An 18,164-nucleotide genomic window follows, 5' to 3' on the forward strand; every position below is an offset into this window, starting at 1 on the left:
ACATGTTCAATCCTTGGGCTTTCGAACACCAAATTTGTTCGTTACGGTGGGCGGCATGGAACGTTCGCTTCGAGCCGCCCGCGTGGCGACCTATGTCTACTTTGTGCTGTGCGGCACCCTGATGGGCGCCTGGGTGGTGCACATTCCCGCCGTCGAGGAACGCGTGGGCGTCAGCCACGCGACCCTGGGCGGCCTGCTGGTACTGCTCGGGCTCGGGGCCTTCGCCGGGATGCAGGTGGCCGGCCCCCTGGCCGACCGCTTCGGCGCGCGCGTCGTGGTCCCCGCCGGCGGTGTGCTGTGCGGTGCGACCCTCGTCCTGCCCGGCCTCGCCCGGGACCCCTGGACGCTGGCGGGAGCCCTGTTCGTCTTCGGGTTCTGCAACGGCGTCCTGGACGTGAGCATGAACGCCCACGCCGTGCACGTGGAGAAGGCCTACGGACGGCCCGTCATGTCAGGCTTCCACGCCACCTTCTCCGTCGGCGGCGTCATCGCCGCGCTCGTCGCAGCCGGTGCCGCGAGCGCCGGCCTGACCCCGGTCGCGAGCATGGCCGCCATGGGAGCCGCAGGCATCGTCGTCGCCCTGGCGTCGGCCCGTGCTCTCCTGCCGACCGCCCCCGACGCCAGGAGCGCCGGCTCCGACTCCCCGGCGGAAACCGGGGCAGCACAGGCCGTCATGCCCGGCAGTGCCAGGGGGCGTATCTGGCTGCTCGCCGTCCTGGCGCTGATGGTCATGCTGTGTGAGGGCGCCGCGAACGACTGGAGTGCTCTGCACCTGAAGGACGTTCTCGGCGCACCCGCCGGGACGGCCGCTTTCGCCTACGGCACCTTCGCGGCGGCCATGACCATCGGCCGGCTGCTCGCGGACCGCCTCGTCGCCCGGTTCGGCTCCATGGCGATCCTGCGCCACGGGGCGGCGATGGCCGCCGCAGGCATCACGCTCGTGGCTCTGGGCCCGTGGATGTGGGCCGCGTTCCTCGGCTGGGCGCTCTTCGGCCTGGGCCTGTCCGGCACGGTTCCGCAACTGTTCAGCGCGGCCGGTCACGCCGACCCCGCGGCCGCCGGGGCCAACGTCTCCCGCGTCGCCGGCCTCGGCTACGTCGGCATGCTCGCCGGTCCCGCCGTCATCGGCTGGCTCACCCACCTCGTCGCCCTCAACCACGCCTTCGTGCTGCTGACCCTGCTGTGTGTCACCACTGCCGCGGCCGCCGGGATCCTGCGCGCCGGAGCAGACCGCACCCCCCACGACGAGTTGGCCCCCGCGGGCCGCTGACCGCCGGTGCGGCACGTCCTGACCACGCGCCGCACCAGCCTCCGTCGTTCTCAGGCGACGGGTCGAGGCGTGCTCTCCTCGGCCACCCATGCCAGGTAGGCCACCGAGCCCCCCGTCACCGGGATGGTGATCCACTCGGGCACCTCGTAGCCGTGCTGCTCGGACACCCATGCCTCCAGCTCCGGAAGCCGTTCGGCGGTCGTCTTGTACGAGATCCGCCACTCCTGGGCGGTCTGGACGGCATCGTTCCACCAGTAGATCGCGGTGAACGGTTGATCGATGTGCGAGCAGGCCGCCAGCCGGTTCTCTACGGCGCCACGCGCCAGAGCCTCCGCCCGCTGCGCATCGTCGATGGTCGTCTGCGCGATCACGATGTCGGTCATGCGACGGCTCTCCCCGGGTCGGCGGAGTACGACCCTACCCAGCGGACCGGCCCCCACGACGGAGGAGACCGGCACCGGGCCGGACCAGGTCAACCGCGGCCTCGGGCTCGGCAGCGGCTACTGGTGTGGCTGGGAGCGCCCGAGGAATCGGGTGAGCGCGGCGATCGGCCCGACCGGGTCGGCGTGGTCGACGGTCTCAGCGTGAGGTTGCCGCGCGCAGCGCCCACTCGTGTGCCGCTGCGGTGCGGAGGGCGTCCTCCAGGTTGCGGACCTTGTCCGCCAGAGGATCGTCGCTGCCGAAGACGCGGTCGGTGACTTCGGTGAGTCGTCGACGTGTTCCCACAGCAGGGGTGTGGCCGGGGTGTACCCCAGGCGTCCCACGGCGTGGAGCACGCTGGACGGTACGTCCTCACGCAGCCGGCCCTTCGCGGCCGAGACGGGTCCGGTTTCTGTACCGATCATGCTCGGTCCGGGTGATGGACCAGCCTGCTGGGCGGCTCTTGCCGTACTGCCGCCGCTGCAGGGAACTGACTTGGGTACTCCGCGGCGAGCCGGCTCGCGACCGTGTCGGCTGCTGGAAGCCGGATAAGAGCAACCTGTCAACAAGCCCAGCACTTTTCCTGAATACCCGGAGCAATCCCACCGAAGGGGACGCAGCCAGGGGTGCCGCGCCTTGAGGTGTCAACAATATTGCTGATAGTTCTCTCGTCGATCGCGCGCGTGTCCTGGACGGTGCCGCCGGAAGAACCTGCGGCACCGTCTCCCGCCTTTGTCTTCAGGGAGAGTTGTGAGCAAAGAGAGAACAAGTCGGATGCGCAGCCGCAGGGTTCGGCGGGGTATCGCGGGCGTGGCCGCCGGAGTGACCCTCGCCGTCGGCGGATTCGCCGTGGCGAACGCCTCGACCCCCACTGGTGGGACGAACGCGGCACCGGCCGCCAAGCGCCCCGTCGACAAGAACGCCACCGGCGCCGCAGCCGTGGTCAGCGCCGCCAACGCGTTCCTGAACACGCTGGACTCCGACCAGCAGGCGTCCACGGTCCTGGACTTCTCGCAGGCGAACGCGACCGCCTGGTCCAATCTGCCGTGCGGCTCCTCCTGCCGGCCCGGCATCGGCTTCGGCACCCTGACCGATGACCAACTGGCCGCCGCGGAGCACGTGTTGAAGGTGGCCCTGGGCTCCGGCAAGGACACCGGTTACGAGCACGTGCTGCAGACCCTCAAGGCCGACGACGTGCTCGCCTCGGCGGAGGCCACCAGCTCCGCCTCCGGGGCGCCCACCTCGGAGCCGACCGACTCGGCCTCCGCGGAGCCGGCCGACTCCGCGTCCGCGGAACCGACCGCCTCGGACTCGGCCGCACCCACCTCGACCGCCACCGATCTCCCCACCGGCGCCCCGCCCTCCGGTGGCCCCGGTGGCGGAGGCCCCGGCGGCTTCTCGTACGGCAGTGGCTCCTACTACCTGGCCTTCCTCGGCACCCCGTCCGCGACCGGCACCTGGCAGCTGCACTTCGGCGGCCACCACCTCGCCGTCAACATCACCTACAAGGACGGCAAGGTCGCCGGTGCCAGCCCCCTCTTCACGGGCGTCGAGCCGACCAGCTGGACCGCCGACGACGGCACCACCTACGCGCCGCTCGCGAAGTTCCGCGACGGCCTGCTGAAGCTCACCGGCAGCCTGAGCACCGCTCAGCTGGCCCAGGCCAAACTGTCCCAGTCCTTCGGCGACGTGCTGCTCGGCCCGAGCCAGGACGGCAAGTTCCCGGAGACCAAGGAAGGCATCAAGGTCGGCGAACTGTCGCCCAAGCAGCAGAAGCTGGTCCTGGCCGCCATCCACCCCTGGGTCGCCGACGTCGACGACGCCACGGCGGACCGGCTCATGAAGACGTACGCCAAGGAGCTGTCCGAGACCTACGTCGCCTACTCCGGCGGCACGGGCCTGGACACCCAGGGCGACTACGTCCGCATCGACGGCCCCGGCGTCTGGATCGAGTTCGTCTGCCAGAACGGCGTGGTCTTCCGCGACAAGATCCACTACCACACCGTGTACCGGGACCACACCCGCGACTACGGCAGCGAGTTCAGCTTCTCATGACCCGACCGCGAAACTGGCTGACCGCAGCACTCGTACGCATGGTGGCCGGGATCGCGATCGCGGTGCCGGCGGCGCTCCTCATCGGGGCGTCGCCGGCCGCCGCGCATCCGATGCCGCACTCGGTCGTGGAACTCGACGTCCACCAGACCGCGGTGAACGCGCGACTGGAACTCCCAGCCGGCGAGTTCACCGCGGCCAGCGGCATCGACCTGAGCGACGCCACCCGGACCACGCTGTCCCGGAGGGCCGGAGCCATCCGCGCGTATCTCGCACGGCACATCCGCCCGGCCACGGCCTCGGGCACGCGGTGGAAGGTCACCGTCGGCGCGCTCAGCATCAGCCGCGCCGAACAGACCTCGACCGGCCAGTACCGTGAGCTGGTCGCCGAGGCCGTGCTGACCCCGCCCGCCGGTGCCGACGTACGGCACTTCACCTTCGGCTACGACGTCATCGTCCACCAAGTCGTCACGCACGTCGCCCTGGTGTCGGTCCGTCAGGACTGGGCGGCCGGTCACGTCGACGGCAAGGGCACCACCCAGGTCGGCACCATCCGGATCGACACCCGGACCATGACGGTCCCGGCCCTGAAGGTCGACCTCGGCGACGGCAGCGCCTGGCGCGGATTCCTCGCCATGGTCGAACTGGGCGGCGACCACATCCTCACCGGCACCGACCACCTGCTCTTCCTGCTGATCCTGCTCCTGCCCGCGCCCCTGGCGGTCCGTGGGCGCCGCTGGGAGGGCCTGGTGGGATCGCGCGCCGCACTCGCCCGCATCGGCGGCATCACCCTGGCCTTCACCGCCGGGCATTCAGTTGCCCTGGCCGCCAGCGCGCTCGGGCGGCTGGACATCCCCGACCGGCCGGTCGAGGCATTCATCGCCGCGAGCATCCTCGTCGGCGCCGTCCACGCCGTCCGCCCGCTGTTCCCGGGCCGGGAGGCGGTCGTGGCCGGGGTCTTCGGACTCGGCCACGGCCTGGCGTTCTCCTTCGTCCTCGCCGAGCTGCACCTGTCCACCGGACAGCTCGTGACCAGCCTCCTCGGCTTCAACCTCGGCATCGAGCTGGTCCAGCTCCTGCTGGTCTGCCTCGCCCTGCCCGCACTGCTGCTGCTGGCACGCCTGCGCGTTCAGCCGGTGCTGCGACTGACCGGCGCCGCGCTCACCGGCACGGCGGCCCTGGGGTGGCTGCTGGACCGGATGGGACAACCCAACCCGGTCGCACGCGCTGCCGACGGCGCCGGATCACACACCACGGCACTGCTGGCCGGGCTGGCAGGGACGGCGGTGGCGGCCGTGGCGTGGACACTGACGGCGCGGCGCCGTCCAGCGGCCGACGACGCCCCGGAACCCCTGCGCGTCCAGGCGGGCCGGGACGACCGGGCCGCGTCGACGTCCGCCGACCGCGCCGACGGGGTGCGATCCGACCACGAGAGCCGAAACGCGGCACGCAAGTGAGCCAGGCCGGCCTGCTCACCCCGAGCAGGCCGGCCTGTTCACTTCGATCAGGCCGGCCGTCGCTCGGGGGCGTCGTGGTGAGCGCTTCGTCGCGTGGTGATGGTTCCCCGAGGAGTGGACCGTTCCGCACGGTCATGTGTGGCGGTGGTACGCCTTGTTGGCGATGCGCCAGCCGTCGTCGGCGCGGGCCAGCAGGAAGACGTCGGTGAACGTGTCCGCGCCGTGCGTGAGGGTCATGGTGGCGGTCGCGACGGTCCCGTGGACGTCGACGGCGTCGATGCGACGGGTGCGGGTCGGTTCGTCGGGTGCCGGCCGACCGCGGAAGAGGGCGCAGTACGCGTCCAGGCGCCAGGAGACGAACGCGCCCTCCCGCATCCCCTCGATGTGGGCAGTGGGCAGGAAGGCGTCGCGGAAGTGGGCGGGGTCGCCGGTGGCGTGTCCGCGGATGTAGGCGCGCAGCGGTTCGAGCACGGCGTCCTCCACGGAGGGGAGCGTGGCGGCCACAGCGATGTCGGCCTCGGCGGAAGCAGGGGTGTCGGCCAGGCCCGTCGTACTGCGTAAAGGGGTGTTCGACGCGGCGGCCAGCACAGCCATGTCCTTGGCCAGTGCACCGATCGTGAAGTGGGCCGTGGCAGCGGTCGGCTCACCGAGCAGGAAGGGGCGCTTGCGGGCCACGAGCCCGCCGAGCTGGCCGAGTTCGAGGACGTCCAGCGTCCGGGTGCGGGGCAGTCCGAGAGCGTCGGCCTGCCGCAGTGCGTCGCGCAGCGCGAGGACGGCTCCGGCGAGGCTGTTGTTGGCGATCAGCTTGAGCGCGGCGGCGGTCGCGGCGTCGTCCACGCGATGGGCGGTGCCCAGTGTCTCCAGCATCGGCCGGACTCGTTCGAGTGCGTCCTGGTCGGCGGCGGCGAGGATCTGCAGGGCGCCCGCGGCGACAGCGGGTACCGAGCCGAGCACGGGAGCGTGGACGTAGGACGGGCCGAACTGCCGGGCCAGCTCCGATGCTTCGGCGGGGGCGATGGTGCTGGTGTTGAGCACGATCGTGTCCGTTCGCAGCGAGTCGCGGACGTCGTCGAGGACCTGCCGACAGGCCGGCCCGTCGAACAGCGCCAGGACGACGAGGTCGGCCCCGGCCACGGCCTCGTTCGCATCGTCGGTCGTCGTGACGGTGCCCGAGGTACGCCCTGAACGGGTCCAGCCGACGACGTTGCGGTCCTGGGCCGCCAGCCGGGTCGCGATCGCGCCGCCCATGCGCCCCAGGCCGAGGACGGCGATCGTGTGCGGTGTGGTCATGTGCGCCACAGTGCTGCACGCCAATGAATGCGACAAGCGCAGATCTCGCAGGCCTGCCCTGCGGGGCCCGCATACCAGCCGGGCATACTGCCGTCATGGATCTGACGGTGTGGCGGACTTTCGTGACCGTGTGCCGGGCCGGATCGCTGTCGGCGGCGGCAGCCGAGCTCCATCACACGCAGTCGGCCGTCTCCCGGCAGATCGCCGGGCTGGAGCGGCAGCTCGGCGTGCCTCTGGTGGAGCGCCACGCACGTGGTGTGCGCCCGACGCCGGCCGGTGAGGTGTTCCGGCGCCGTGCCCTGGCCACGCTCGACGAGGCCGAGCGCGCCGTTCGCGCGGTACGGGACGTCCGCGACGGGGTGTGGGAGCGCCCCTTGGCCATCGGAGCGACGCCGTCTCTCGCCGCGGGGATCGTCCCGCAGGCCGTCCGGGGCCTGCTGGAGCAGGCAGGGTCCCTCCGGTGGAGCCTGCGGCCGGCTCTGAGCGCGCAGTTGCACAACCGCGTGATCGCCGGCGATCTGGACATCGCCGTCGTCACCGACGCCCCGCCCAGGCTGACCGCAGACCCGCGGGTCGAGCGCAGGTTCCTCGGACTGGACGACATGGTCGTCGTACTGCCGCTGGGCCATCCGCAGGCCGGTCACGGTCCGGTGCACATCCAGGCGCTGGCCGACCAGACCTGGGCCGAGGACAACGAGGGCTCGGCGGCGCTCCTGCGCCAGCACGCCGCGCGCGCCGGAGTCAGCGCCCGCATCGACCTCACCGCGGCCGATCTGCCGGGCAAACTGGCCCTGGTCGCCACCGGTCACGCCATCGCGCTGATCCCCGGAGTGCTGACGTGCGCGCTGCGCGCCGATGTCACCACGGTCGCCCTCGTGGATCCCCCGACCCGCGGCATCTACACGATCACACCCCACCACGACGCCCACCCCTGCGCAGCGTCGCTCCACGACCAGCTCGCCGCGGTGTTCACCGCCGCCCGTCCGGCCCGAACCGCCCAGCGGCCGACCGGGACGGGCATCACCCACCACACCGAGGCGCCCGCCGTCCTCGATCCGGGGCGACTTGGCCCTGGCACCTGAGGGGAGTTCCCGTGTCCGAGGGCGCCCTGGAACACGATATGGCCGCCCTGAGCGAGCCGAAGGACCTGCCTCACCGGACGTATCTGGAAGCCGGCGCTCCCAGCCTGGACACGATCACGGCCGCCGTCGCCGCGAACGACGACAGCGGCCGGCCGCGGAGGCGGTCTGCTGGCTGATTGTTCACGATATGCCTGGAATGCACCTCGTTGAATGGGGGGCAAACAGGTCGGCTGGACACACCCCCCCATGATCACGGAAGTGCGAAGCGGTGTATGGGGGCGGTCCGGGCGCAGGTGGGAGATCTTGCTAGTGTCCGCTGGTGAAATCGCGGATAACTTTGCCATCAACTGCTACCCGGTTCGGGTGGCTCGACGCGGTCCGGGGGATCGCCGCCCTGACCGTGGCCCTGCACCACCTGAGCGGTGAGCTGTTCGTGGGCTTCGGTGCGGCGGTGCGGGAGTGGTTCGACCCGGGGATCTTCGGGGTGATGGCGTTCTTCCTGGTCAGCGGATACATTGTGCCCGCTTCGCTGGAGCGCCGGGGAGATGTGCGTGCGTTCTGGACCGGACGGCTGTTCCGGCTCTACCCGCTGTGCGCGGCGGTCTTCGTCGCCGCGGCCGTTCTGGTGCCGCAACGTTTCTCCGCGGTGGATGTCTCGGTTCATGAGCACCCGCTGCTCGCCGCCGTCGCCAACGCGACCATGCTCCAGGACCTGCTGGGCCTGCGCAGCGGTCTGCCGGTGATGTGGACCCTGACCTACGAGATGGTCTTCTACTACCTGGTCACTCTGCTGTTCATGGCCGGCGCCCATCGCCGCAGTGGGTCCGTGGCGGTCGTGTTCGCCGGGGCAGCGCTGTTCCTGGGGCCGTGGGCGGCAGCGTGGAGTCTGCGGCCGGAGTTCACCGTCCGGCAGCTGACTGCGGTGACCGCGCTGGTGGTGGGAACGGGGCTGCTGTTCCTGCTCACCGGACGCCGGGCGGCGCAGCTGACAGGCGCGACGCTGCTTGCGGGGCTCGGCCTGGTGCTCATGATCGCAAACGGGCGGTCGACTCCTTGGGAGAGCCTGCTGATCCTGGCCACGATGTTCAGCGGGACCGTGATCTACCGCGCCGAACGAGGACAGATCCGCCGGGGTGCGGCGTGGGCATACTGCGGTTTCGTACTCGTGGCGGGGACGGCGGCCGGACTGCTCTACGACGACAGGCGGGCCCAGATACGTACCTGGACCGCCTCGCCGATCGCCTGGGTCAGCGCGTTTCTCGCGGGCTGGGCGCTGTTCGGTGTGGCTTTCCTGCTGCGCCGCCGCAGGATGCCCGCAGCCCTGACCTGGCTGGGCCTCGTGAGTTTCTCCGTCTACCTGCTGCACCGTCCACTGATCTCCGTGATGTCCTGGTCGATGGAGAAGGTGGGCGATCCTCACGGTGCGGCACAAGAGCTGATCTGGCTGGCCGCTTTCCTCTCGGCCCTGCTTTTGCTGAGCGCGTTCACCTATCACGCGGTGGAACTTCCGGGGCAACGGCTTGCACGGCGGCTCCTGGAGCGTCATCGGGGTCCGTCCGCAGGGGGCGAGCCGGGCGTTCCTGAGGCTCCTGAGAAGGAACTGGTGGCTGCTCAGCAGGGGCAGTGAGAATTTGATCATTCTTGGCCCGTCAGTGGCGGGAAGCGTGAAGCCCGCTGGGTAGTGTCGTTCATCGCGTCCAACGACAAGGGCTTCAACGAGCCCATCGGCAGGGAACTGTGGGGGCGTGATGCGGCGGGGGCGGGCTGCGCAATGTTCCGGTGCCGGGCATCGACCGGACGTGGTTCCCCTCGATCGCTGCCCCCACAGCAAGATCCGGACGCACTGTCGGGCGTCACAGGCATGCCCGTCCGAGACAGGAGCTGTAGTGGCACTGAGGATACCCAGACCGCGTACCGCCATGGCCACGTGCGCAGCGGCGACGGCTGCGGCACTCGCGGTCGGCGCCGCGCTGCCTGCTGCCGCTGCGGGGTACACCGCGTCGGCCGGCCCGTTCGGCCCTGCGGTCGCCGTGACCGGCACCGGCGGTCAGCAGAGCCTGATCGACGTCAGGACGGCGGGGAACGGCACGGTATTCGCCCTGTGGCGCAACAAGGCCGCCGGCGCCACCGCATGGGACATCCAGGCCGTCGTCCGGCCTGCCGGCAGTAACACCTGGTCGGCTCCCCACCTGCTGTTCGCGAGCGACAACGCGACTGCCCCCGTCGAGCTGACGGTGACCGCCGACGGGCACGCCGAGGCGGCCTGGACGACCGGCAGTTACACCGACAGCTCGCTGGCCGCCGTCTCGGCCGGCTGGGACCCGGCGACGGGCCGCTGGTCGGACCCGGTCATGCTCACGTCCTACGCCGGACTGGACCTGTCGATGCCCCGGTTGGCCGCGGCGGCGGACGGCACCGTCACCGCCGTATGGGTCCAGGGCGACGGGGGCTGGAACTACGAGGCGATGACCGCCACGCTCACCCCCGGCGCGACGGCCTGGTCGGCGCCTCACCGTCTGGGAAGCGTCTCCGGCGGCTTCATCGAGCAGTTCTCCCTCGCGGTGGCTCCCGGCGGGGCGGCCACGGTGGTCTGGGACGCCTGGGACAGGACCACTGACTCCAACATCGATTCCATCGTGACCCGGGTCACTCCCGGCGGAGACTGGAGCACCCCGGCCGCCCTGCCCGGGGCGGACGCCGCGTCCACCGACGTCCAGGTGTCGATGTCCGCCGGGGGCGCGACCACCGTGCTCTGGCAGAGCGCCACCAACGGGGTCGAGACGCTCAAGTCCCGCACCAGGCCCTCCCCGACCGGCAGCTGGGGACCCGTCCAGACCGCCGTGCCGGTCCTCCAGGACAACGACGACAGCGGCCCCCTCACCGCCCCCAACGGTGACATCACCTATGTGTGGGCGGGCTGGACCGGCAGCGCCGGCATGCCGATCGTCCAGGCCGTCACCCGCAGCGCGAGCACGGGCGCCTGGTCCGCACCGAAGACACTGTCGACCGGGTACGTCGACTGGCAGGTGGACGCGTCCATCGGCGCGGACGGGACCGTACAGGTCGTATGGCCGCAGACACCCGGCATCGACAACGGCAACGACCACTACCTCGAGTGGGCCGTCCGCGCCGACGGCACCTGGAGCACGGCCACCGCACTCAACTCCACACCGGTCGCCGACGTCCCCGACATGGACGCCCTGACGGGCGAAGTGGCGGCGGGACCGGACGGTCGGGCCACCGTGCTGGGACGCACCGCCGTCTACGCCCCTGGTTCCGCCGACCGCTACACCTCACAGGTGTGGGAACGGTCGCAGACCCTGCTGGCCAAGCCGGGCATCACCAAGCAGGCAACGATGACCGGGACCGCCCGTACCGGGTCCAGGCTGACCTGCTCCGCGGCCTGGTCCGGCTACAACGCGACCGGCACCTGGTCGTGGCTGCGTGACGGCAGGACCATCGCCGGCGCCACCGGCGCCACCGGCACCACCCGGACCCTGACCGCGGACGACTACACCCACAAGGTCACCTGCAAGGTCACGGTCAGCAACGGCGCCGGTTCGGTCAACTCCACGGCACCAGCCGTCACCATCGCCGCCGGTCCTGCCCTGAAGGCCACCAAGGCGCCCTCCGTCAGCGGCACCGCCATGGTCGGTCACCGGCTGACCGCCGCACACGGGACCTGGTCGCCGGCGGCCACCACGTACTCGTACTCCTGGAAACGAAACGGGAAGGCCATCACCGGGGCCACCAAGTCCACCTACGTGCTGGCGAAGGCCGACAAGGGCCAGAAGGTCAGTGTGACGGTGACCGCCCACCGCTACGGCTGGGCCGGCAGATCGGCCGCCACCGCATCCATCACGGTGCACTGACGCGCACGACGTCACGAGGAGTCAGCCTCAGGCCGCGCGGCGAACGTGACCTGAGGCTGTCAGAGGGATCCGGTTGGATGCGTCCATGACTGTCTACGACGTAGCCCGCAGGCTTCCCGCTGTCGCCGACCTGCGGGACCTGTGCCGCTCGCTTGCGATGCTCGACGCGATCCTGAGCCCGGACTGGGAAAGCCGCTACTACTCCTTCGACGCCACGTGGGCTGACGGCGAGGAGATGGCCTCGATGCGCGACGGGTCGGGAGACGAGTACTCCATCGTCTTCTCGGCGGCCGGGGCCTATGTCCGCGGCTTCTGTCATGAATCGCCGATGAGCCCGTACGGCCACGACGGCGAGCCGTGGCCGGGGGTGATCGACGGTGTCCCCGACGTCTTCAAGCCCTTCGTCGAGGAGGCCGCGTTCACCGACGAGGACGGCGTGCCCGTCGTGACGGCCTGTCTGTGGCGGGAGACGACGGACGATCAGTGGCACCACGGCACGATCGACTTCCCCCCGAACCGCACCGACCCCGACGGGGCGACGGGTCTGTTCCCACTGCTGGTCGATCGCTCACCCGAGGCGTACCAACGCTTCGCCGAGGACTACTACGAGGTCGCGGTGGATCTGGAAGCGGCGCGCGACCTGTACGCCTTGCGGCCGCTGAACCAGGAACTCGTGTCGTCGCTGAACGCGGAGGTCACCCTGGCGGACCTGGCCCAGGACATCTCCGAAATCGGCTACCCACAGGCCCACTGAGGGATTTCCGGGCCATGCGCTCCCGCGAAGGGAGGCGCGGCCGACCTCGACCGTCGGGAACAGCGGCACGTAGGGTGTGCCCGTATTCAGTGATCATCTCTGGATACGGGGAGACAAGGGCACGGGGGCGGCATGCGGCGGCACACACTCGCGAGCACTGCGGTGGGACTTGCCGCGGCGGTCCTCTTCCTGTGCACCGCCGCCTACGCCGGCGGTACCGGGGGCTACGGCGACGAGGGGCACGCGGCCGCCGCCGCGTGCGCGCACGGCACGTACGCCTGGTCCGGTGTCGTGCGCGAGCAGAAGCTGACCGGGCTCGCCGATCCGATCACGCTGAAGAGGAAGACGGACTCCGTCTCGGGCGTGATCAAGCCGTTGAAGGGCGTCAGCTACAAGCCCCATGTGATGTCCACGGGACCCGGGGTCCGCGCGGCGGACGCCATCAAGGCCCTCGGCCGGTATCTCGGGACGGACGAGCCGCTCGCGGACCCGTCGGAGTCGGCGATGCCGGAGGAGACGCCCACCGACTTCTACTACAACATCGGGGACCTCAAGGGGTCCTACTACGCGTGGGGCTCGGTTGGCCTGGTCGAGGCCGACTTCACGTACACCTGCCAGGGTGGCGGTGCCAAGCCGGTCAAGGGGTATGTGGTGACGTGGGAGACGCTCGGCGGCGGGTTCCTGTCCTGCGACGATCGCGTGACCGGCGACCCCTTCTGGAAGCCGGACGCCGCTGCGCGTACGGCTGCTCGCACCCTCTGCCCGGCCGGTTCACCGGCGGCGAAGAGCGCCTGATCACGCGCCCGGTGCGGTCGCGGCAGATCGAGGACACCGGCGCGCCGCTCGGCCCGGGGCGGGCGATCCGGGGGAGCGTTCCGTAAGTTCTGGGCCATCCGTCCGGGGTCCCGGGCGCTCGGCCCGGCGTTCATTGCCGGGCTCGGCCGGGCAGGGCGCGTGCCCGCGGGCACGCATCCCACGGATCGGGCGCAGGCTGGAGAGGGGGAGCGGCAAGGGAGGCGAGCTGCCCATGGGTGCCCTCGACATCACCGTCGTCCTGGTATCGGCTCTGCTGATCGGTGCGCTGGGCTGGTACTTCTTCGGCCCGCGCCGTGCCGGTCTCGCCCGGCTGGAAGGCGGGGTACAGCGAGTGGACGTGACGGTCCGGGGCGGCTACAGCCCGGATCTGATCAAGGTCCGCCAGGGCATGCCGGTGGAGCTGGTCTTCGACCGGCAGGAAGCCGGCGAATGCACCTCCCGCGTGGTTTTCCCCGACCTGAAGGTCGGTGCGGGTCTGCCCGCCCACACCCGTACCACCGTGCGGCTGCACCCGGACCGGCCGGGCTCCTTCGGCTTCGCCTGCGGGATGAACATGATCCACGGCACGCTGCTGGTCGAGCCCGCGGACGATTCGACAGCATCCACGTCGGACGCGCGTGCCGCGGCTGCCGCACCTCAACGTCCACCTGCTCCTCCTGCTGCCACGGGTGGGCCGTCGGCGGGTGACGAGCGCACGGCGGCCGAGTCGGAGGCCGCGGACGCCGCCGAGCGGCAGGCGGAGATCAAGGACCTCACCGGGAGGGTCGCGGTGGGCGCCGTGCTCACCGCTCCGGTGCTGTTCGCGGTGATGGCGTACGAACTGTTCGGCGCCACATGGGTGCCCGGCTGGATGCTCGACCACTGGGTGCAGCTGGCGCTGATCACGCCGGTGATGTTCTACACCGGGTGGCCGATCCACGTGACGGGCTGGCTGACCCTGCGCCACCGGGCCGCCGACATGAACTCCCTGATCACTCTCGGTACGTCGGCGGCCTACGGTTACAGCCTCCTGGTCACCCTCGCTCCCGGGCTGCTGCCGAAGGACGTACGGGAGGTCTATTTCGAAGCCGTCGGTGTCATCCTGACCCTGATCCTGCTCGGGCGGCTGATGGAAGCCCGGGCGAAGGCCGGCACGGGCGAGGCCATCCGCGCCCTGCTGGGCCTGCAGGCGCGCACCGCACACGTCGTACGGGACGGAACCGAGAGCGAGGTCCCCATCGAGGACGTCGTGGTCGGCGACGAGCTCGTCATCCGGCCGGGCGAGAAGATCCCGGTGGACGCATCGGTCCTGTCCGGCTCCTCCGCGGTCGACGAATCCATGGTCACCGGCGAGCCGATGCCTGTCACCAAGCACACGGGGGACACGGTCATCGGCGCCACCGTCAACGGCACCGGGTCCCTGCGGGTGCGGGCCGCCAAGGTCGGCGCCGACACCATGCTCGCCCAGATCGTCCGCATGGTGCAGCAGGCCCAGGCCTCCAAGGCCCCCATCCAGCGCCTCGCCGACGCGGTGTCCGCGTACTTCGTGCCCGCGGTGATCGCGGTCGCGATCGGCACCTTCGCGCTCTGGTTCACCCTGGGCCCCGCACCCGCGCTGACCCTGGCGCTCGTCTCCGCGGTCGCCGTGCTGATCATCGCCTGCCCGTGCGCACTGGGTCTGGCCACGCCGCTGTCGGTGATGGTCGGCACCGGCAAGGGCGCCCGGGCCGGCATCCTGATCCGCTCGGCCGAAGCCCTGGAGACAGCGCACAAGCTGGACACCGTCGTACTGGACAAGACCGGCACGGTGACCGCGGGCAAGCCCGTCCTGACCGACGTCCACCCGGCCGGCGGATTCGACGAGACCGCCCTGCTGCGGCTGGTGGCCGCAGCCGAGGCAGACAGCGAACATCCGCTCGCGCAGGCCATCGTCAACGGCGCGCGCGACCGTGGTCACCACCCGGTGGCGGCGACCGGCTTCGACTCGATCACCGGCAAGGGCGTCCAGGCCACCGTCGAAGGGCACGCCGTGCTGGTCGGCACGGCCCGGCTGCTGGACGACGTAGGCATCGACACCACCGCCCTGGCCCCCGTCGCCGCCGATCTGTCGGCCGAGGGCAGGACTCCCGTCCTCGCCGCGGTGGACCGACGGCCCGCCGGTGTGCTCGCGGTGGCCGACACCGTCAAGGAGGACTCCGCGGCAGCCATCGCGGCCCTGCAGCAGATGGATGTCGACGTCGTCATGCTCACCGGGGACAACGCCCGCACAGCCGCCGCGATCGCCGCCCAGGTCGGCATCGGACGGGTGCTGGCCGAGGTGCTGCCCGAGCACAAGGCCGACGAGATCCGGCGTCTGCAGGGCGAGGGCCGGACCGTCGGCATGGTCGGCGACGGCATCAACGACGCCCCCGCCCTGGCTGCCGCCGACGTCGGCCTGGCCATCGGCACCGGAACCGATGTCGCCATCGAAGCCGCCGACATCACCTTGATCTCCGGCTCGCTCGGCGGGGTCGTCACCGCGATCCGGCTCTCGCGGGCCACGATGCGCAACATCCGGCAGAACCTGTTCTTCGCCCTGGTCTACAACGCCGTCGGCATCCCCCTCGCCGCCGGCGCGCTGTATCCGCTCTGGGGCATCCGGCTCAGCCCGATCATCGCCGCGGCAGCCATGGCACTCAGCTCACTGTCGGTCGTCACCAACTCCTCCCGGCTGCGCCGCTGGCACGCCCAGCCGCTGCCCGGCATCCGGCCCGCTCGTGTCCAGCCTCTGGTCGAGTCCGCAGCCGACGACCGGACCCCGGCTGCCGGGAGCACGGCCGTCTCGGCTGGCACTGAGTGCGCGGGCACTGAGTCGGCGGGCAGCGGGGCGACAGGCACTGAGTTGGCAGGCGCTGAGTACGACCCGGCTTCCCGGACCGACGACGATCATCGATGACCGCCGCAGCCACCCCTGACGGGCCGCGCGTTCACGCGCCCGCTCGCGTCGGCTGTGCTGTCAGTGATGGCTCGCGGATCAGCTGCTCTCCCCATGCGACGGCCGGAGCCCGGAGAGGGTGACGTCGACGAGACGGTGCACGGCTGCCTCCGATGACAGCCCCCCTGCGGCGGACAGGGCGTGCAGGCAGTAGTCGGCCAGCTCGCCCGGGGAGACGTCGTCGCGGACCGCGCCCGCCTTGCCGGCTTCGGCGATGACCTCGCGCACCAGCTGGTGCAGCTGCTGCTGAGCCTCGATGACGTGCTGGTCCCGGTGGACGAAGGCGGCGACCTCTCCGTCCTGGGGCCGCTTGTACGTGATGTGGGCGTACCCGCGCAGCACTGCTTCGAGCCGGGCCACGGGCCCGCCCGCGTGGTCCCGGGCCCGGGACAGCTGGTTCAGGTGGGCTGCGACGTGACGCTCGTGCCAGGTGATCAGGATCGACTGGACGTCCGGGAAGTACTTGTACAGCGTCGCGCGCCCGATCCCGGCCTCCTTCGCGATCTGCGACATCGTCACCGACGCCAGACCGTGCTCGCCCACGAGCGCGACGGTCTTCTCCATGACGGCGTCCTGCACGGCGCGGCGATGCGCGTCCATCGTCTCGTCCCACAGCTTCGGCATAGCTCAAGGATACGCAACGACGAGGTCGAGACGCTGTGTCTTGATAGAGACAAAGTGTCTCGATAAATCTGAGCGGCCTGACCCGCCTGTGACGCAGGGCCCGTACCGGAGAAAGGAACGGTCATGCCGACCGCAGAAACCCGCCGGCCTGCGGAGCGCAGGTAGGACCAGAACCCGTTCTGGCACAGCGCGAAGAAACAGGAAGCCACGGATTCCCGACCGGAAACCGTGCCGCGTAGCGGCACGGCAACCAGTCAGGGAAGGCCAGAATCCTCGCCCTTCAGGGCGAGGAGCATGTCAATTGCCGAGCATCTTGTTCATGCCGGTGATCTCGGACGACTGCGAGGTGACGATCGACTTCGCCATCGTCACGGCGGGACCGTAGGCGCCCTTGGCCTGCTCGGTCTTCGCCATCGCGATCGCCCCGTCGTGATGGCTGACCATCAGCTGCAGGAACGCCTTGTCGAAGGCGTCACCGGACAGACCCTTCAGCTTGTCCATGTCGTCGCCCGACATCATGCCCGGCATCTCGGAATCGGAATGGTCCATGCCCGGCATGCTCTCCATGCCGGACATGTCGGCGGCCGGGACCTTCGCATCCCAGGCCTTCAGCCAGCCGGACATGGTGTCGATCTCCGGATCCTGCGCCTGTGCGATCTTCGCGGCCAGATCCTTGACCTGCTGGGACTTCGCCCGCGAGGCGGCCAGGTCGGCCATGGCCACGGCCTGCCGGTGGTGGGGGATCATCCCCTGGGCGAACGAGACGTCCTGCGCGTTGTGGCTGCCCTGCGCGGCGGAAGCGGTGTCCGAGGCGCCGGCAGCGGACGTCGCTCCCGTGTCGTGGCCGGTGTGACCCGACGGCGAGGAGGAGGAATCGCTGCTGCCGCAGGCGGCCAGCACCACTGCTGCGGTGACGGTGGCGGCCAGGGCCGCAGTCCGGCGGAGGAGGGAACGGCGAGATGCCATGAGAGGTACAACTCCTTGAAGTGCCCGCGCCCACGCGCGGGAGGAACGGATGCATGCAGGCCGGAGCACGCCACCCCGTCAGGAGGGTGCCGTGCGGGAGCCTCTAGATCCGCAGGAGCTGCAACTCGGAAAGGTCGGGCGGTGCGCGGCCGTCAACCGACCCGGCAGCCGTGCCGCCGCCGACGGCCGCGGCAGCTTCGACAGGAACAGCCGGACCGGGCATCAAGGCGGGCGGCACATAAGCGGTGGACGTACCGCCTGCCGCGCATGTCCCGCCGGCGTGGTCCATGGCCATGCCGCTGTCGCCCGCATCGGACAGATGCCGACAGTCCGCACCGGCGACATGGACAGGCGCGGGGCTGTGCCCGGAGGACTCGGCCGACATCATCACGTCGTGCTGCCCCACGGCCGGCATACCGGTGGGCGACAGGGCATGCATGCCCAGCACCCCCGCGACCAGGGCCAGGACCAGCCACATCCAGCGCGCAGCGCTCGCCCCGGAACCGGTGCGGGCGCTGGAGATCATGGGGTCATCGTACGAGGCTTCCTCCGCACCGGCAGCCGAACACTCTGCCGGGCGCCTCATCCCACATGGCCCTTGTCCAACG

Annotated in this window: 15 protein-coding genes; 9 read left to right on the forward strand and 6 right to left on the reverse strand. The window is 70.7% G+C overall.

The window, feature by feature from the left end; all coding sequences use genetic code 11:
• The first annotated feature begins 55 nt into the window (after positions 1 to 55).
• Complete coding sequence (locus ACZ7OY_RS34840; protein ID WP_472249546.1) at positions 56 to 1,270, forward strand: MFS transporter; 1,215 nt, start codon at positions 56 to 58, stop codon at positions 1,268 to 1,270.
• Between the two features lie 50 nt (positions 1,271 to 1,320).
• Here ACZ7OY_RS34840 and cutA read toward each other — a convergent pair whose 3' ends face one another.
• Both cutA and ACZ7OY_RS34850 read right to left on the reverse strand, forming a co-directional pair.
• Positions 1,321 to 1,653, reverse strand: a complete 333-nt coding sequence (cutA, locus tag ACZ7OY_RS34845) for a divalent-cation tolerance protein CutA (RefSeq protein WP_472249547.1) — start codon at positions 1,651 to 1,653, stop codon at positions 1,321 to 1,323.
• Between the two features lie 196 nt (positions 1,654 to 1,849).
• The gene (locus tag ACZ7OY_RS34850; protein ID WP_472249548.1) at positions 1,850 to 1,996 is read right to left on the reverse strand and encodes a hypothetical protein; all 147 of its coding nucleotides are present in this window, start codon (positions 1,994 to 1,996) and stop codon (positions 1,850 to 1,852) included.
• Between the two features lie 504 nt (positions 1,997 to 2,500).
• Here ACZ7OY_RS34850 and ACZ7OY_RS34855 point away from each other — a divergent pair.
• Positions 2,501 to 3,745, forward strand: coding sequence for a DUF3500 domain-containing protein (locus ACZ7OY_RS34855; RefSeq protein WP_472249549.1), 1,245 nt, complete (start codon positions 2,501 to 2,503; stop codon positions 3,743 to 3,745).
• Positions 3,742 to 5,199, forward strand: coding sequence for a HupE/UreJ family protein (locus ACZ7OY_RS34860; protein WP_472249550.1), 1,458 nt, complete (start codon positions 3,742 to 3,744; stop codon positions 5,197 to 5,199). The genes ACZ7OY_RS34855 and ACZ7OY_RS34860 overlap by 4 nt, the downstream gene beginning before the upstream one ends.
• A gap of 132 nt (positions 5,200 to 5,331) precedes the next feature.
• Here ACZ7OY_RS34860 and ACZ7OY_RS34865 read toward each other — a convergent pair whose 3' ends face one another.
• On the reverse strand, positions 5,332 to 6,489 hold the full coding sequence (locus ACZ7OY_RS34865; protein WP_472249551.1) for a nuclear transport factor 2 family protein: 1,158 nt from the start codon (positions 6,487 to 6,489) through the stop codon (positions 5,332 to 5,334).
• Between the two features lie 95 nt (positions 6,490 to 6,584).
• Between ACZ7OY_RS34865 and ACZ7OY_RS34870 the strand changes: the two genes are divergently transcribed.
• The 6 genes from ACZ7OY_RS34870 to ACZ7OY_RS34895 all read left to right on the forward strand — a co-directional run bounded on the left by ACZ7OY_RS34870 (position 6,585) and on the right by ACZ7OY_RS34895 (position 15,927).
• Entirely contained in the window at positions 6,585 to 7,571 is a 987-nt protein-coding gene (locus ACZ7OY_RS34870) for a LysR family transcriptional regulator (protein WP_472249552.1), read from the forward strand.
• A 337-nt stretch (positions 7,572 to 7,908) separates the two neighbouring features.
• The gene (locus ACZ7OY_RS34875; RefSeq protein ID WP_472249553.1) at positions 7,909 to 9,198 is read left to right on the forward strand and encodes an acyltransferase family protein; all 1,290 of its coding nucleotides are present in this window, start codon (positions 7,909 to 7,911) and stop codon (positions 9,196 to 9,198) included.
• A 292-nt stretch (positions 9,199 to 9,490) separates the two neighbouring features.
• Complete coding sequence (locus ACZ7OY_RS34880) at positions 9,491 to 11,443, forward strand: hypothetical protein (RefSeq protein ID WP_472249554.1); 1,953 nt, start codon at positions 9,491 to 9,493, stop codon at positions 11,441 to 11,443.
• An 85-nt stretch (positions 11,444 to 11,528) separates the two neighbouring features.
• Entirely contained in the window at positions 11,529 to 12,197 is a 669-nt protein-coding gene (locus ACZ7OY_RS34885; RefSeq protein ID WP_472249555.1) for a hypothetical protein, read from the forward strand.
• Positions 12,198 to 12,329: 132 nt separating this feature from the next.
• Positions 12,330 to 12,992, forward strand: coding sequence for a hypothetical protein (locus ACZ7OY_RS34890; protein WP_472249556.1), 663 nt, complete (start codon positions 12,330 to 12,332; stop codon positions 12,990 to 12,992).
• 232 nt (positions 12,993 to 13,224) lie between these two features.
• Positions 13,225 to 15,927, forward strand: coding sequence for a heavy metal translocating P-type ATPase (locus ACZ7OY_RS34895; RefSeq protein ID WP_472249557.1), 2,703 nt, complete (start codon positions 13,225 to 13,227; stop codon positions 15,925 to 15,927).
• Positions 15,928 to 16,005: 78 nt separating this feature from the next.
• Here the strand turns inward: ACZ7OY_RS34895 and ACZ7OY_RS34900 are convergent, their stop codons facing one another.
• The 3 genes from ACZ7OY_RS34900 to ACZ7OY_RS34910 all read right to left on the reverse strand — a co-directional run bounded on the left by ACZ7OY_RS34900 (position 16,006) and on the right by ACZ7OY_RS34910 (position 18,082).
• The gene (locus ACZ7OY_RS34900; protein WP_472249558.1) at positions 16,006 to 16,590 is read right to left on the reverse strand and encodes a TetR/AcrR family transcriptional regulator; all 585 of its coding nucleotides are present in this window, start codon (positions 16,588 to 16,590) and stop codon (positions 16,006 to 16,008) included.
• Positions 16,591 to 16,887: 297 nt separating this feature from the next.
• A complete protein-coding gene (locus ACZ7OY_RS34905; protein WP_472249559.1) occupies positions 16,888 to 17,556 on the reverse strand; it encodes a DUF305 domain-containing protein in 669 nt (222 codons plus the stop codon).
• 103 nt (positions 17,557 to 17,659) lie between these two features.
• Positions 17,660 to 18,082, reverse strand: coding sequence for a DUF6153 family protein (locus tag ACZ7OY_RS34910; RefSeq protein WP_472249560.1), 423 nt, complete (start codon positions 18,080 to 18,082; stop codon positions 17,660 to 17,662).
• Positions 18,083 to 18,164 lie beyond the last annotated feature (82 nt).

It is taken from the genome of Streptomyces sp. NPDC107559 (assembly GCF_055657365.1).

Excerpts from the sequence above, each read along its gene's own strand:
- ACZ7OY_RS34840 (WP_472249546.1), top strand. The coding sequence starts at position 56 with ATGGAACGTTCGCTTCGAGCCGCCCGCGTGGCGACCTATGTCTACTTT.
- cutA (WP_472249547.1), bottom strand. The coding sequence starts at position 1,653 with ATGACCGACATCGTGATCGCGCAGACGACCATCGACGATGCGCAGCGG.
- ACZ7OY_RS34860 (WP_472249550.1), top strand. The coding sequence starts at position 3,742 with ATGACCCGACCGCGAAACTGGCTGACCGCAGCACTCGTACGCATGGTG.
- ACZ7OY_RS34865 (WP_472249551.1), bottom strand. The coding sequence starts at position 6,489 with ATGACCACACCGCACACGATCGCCGTCCTCGGCCTGGGGCGCATGGGC.
- ACZ7OY_RS34870 (WP_472249552.1), top strand. The coding sequence starts at position 6,585 with ATGGATCTGACGGTGTGGCGGACTTTCGTGACCGTGTGCCGGGCCGGA.
- ACZ7OY_RS34880 (WP_472249554.1), top strand. The coding sequence starts at position 9,491 with ATGGCCACGTGCGCAGCGGCGACGGCTGCGGCACTCGCGGTCGGCGCC.
- ACZ7OY_RS34885 (WP_472249555.1), top strand. The coding sequence starts at position 11,529 with ATGACTGTCTACGACGTAGCCCGCAGGCTTCCCGCTGTCGCCGACCTG.
- ACZ7OY_RS34890 (WP_472249556.1), top strand. The coding sequence starts at position 12,330 with ATGCGGCGGCACACACTCGCGAGCACTGCGGTGGGACTTGCCGCGGCG.
- ACZ7OY_RS34895 (WP_472249557.1), top strand. The coding sequence starts at position 13,225 with ATGGGTGCCCTCGACATCACCGTCGTCCTGGTATCGGCTCTGCTGATC.
- ACZ7OY_RS34900 (WP_472249558.1), bottom strand. The coding sequence starts at position 16,590 with ATGCCGAAGCTGTGGGACGAGACGATGGACGCGCATCGCCGCGCCGTG.
- ACZ7OY_RS34905 (WP_472249559.1), bottom strand. The coding sequence starts at position 17,556 with ATGGCATCTCGCCGTTCCCTCCTCCGCCGGACTGCGGCCCTGGCCGCC.
- ACZ7OY_RS34910 (WP_472249560.1), bottom strand. The coding sequence starts at position 18,082 with ATGATCTCCAGCGCCCGCACCGGTTCCGGGGCGAGCGCTGCGCGCTGG.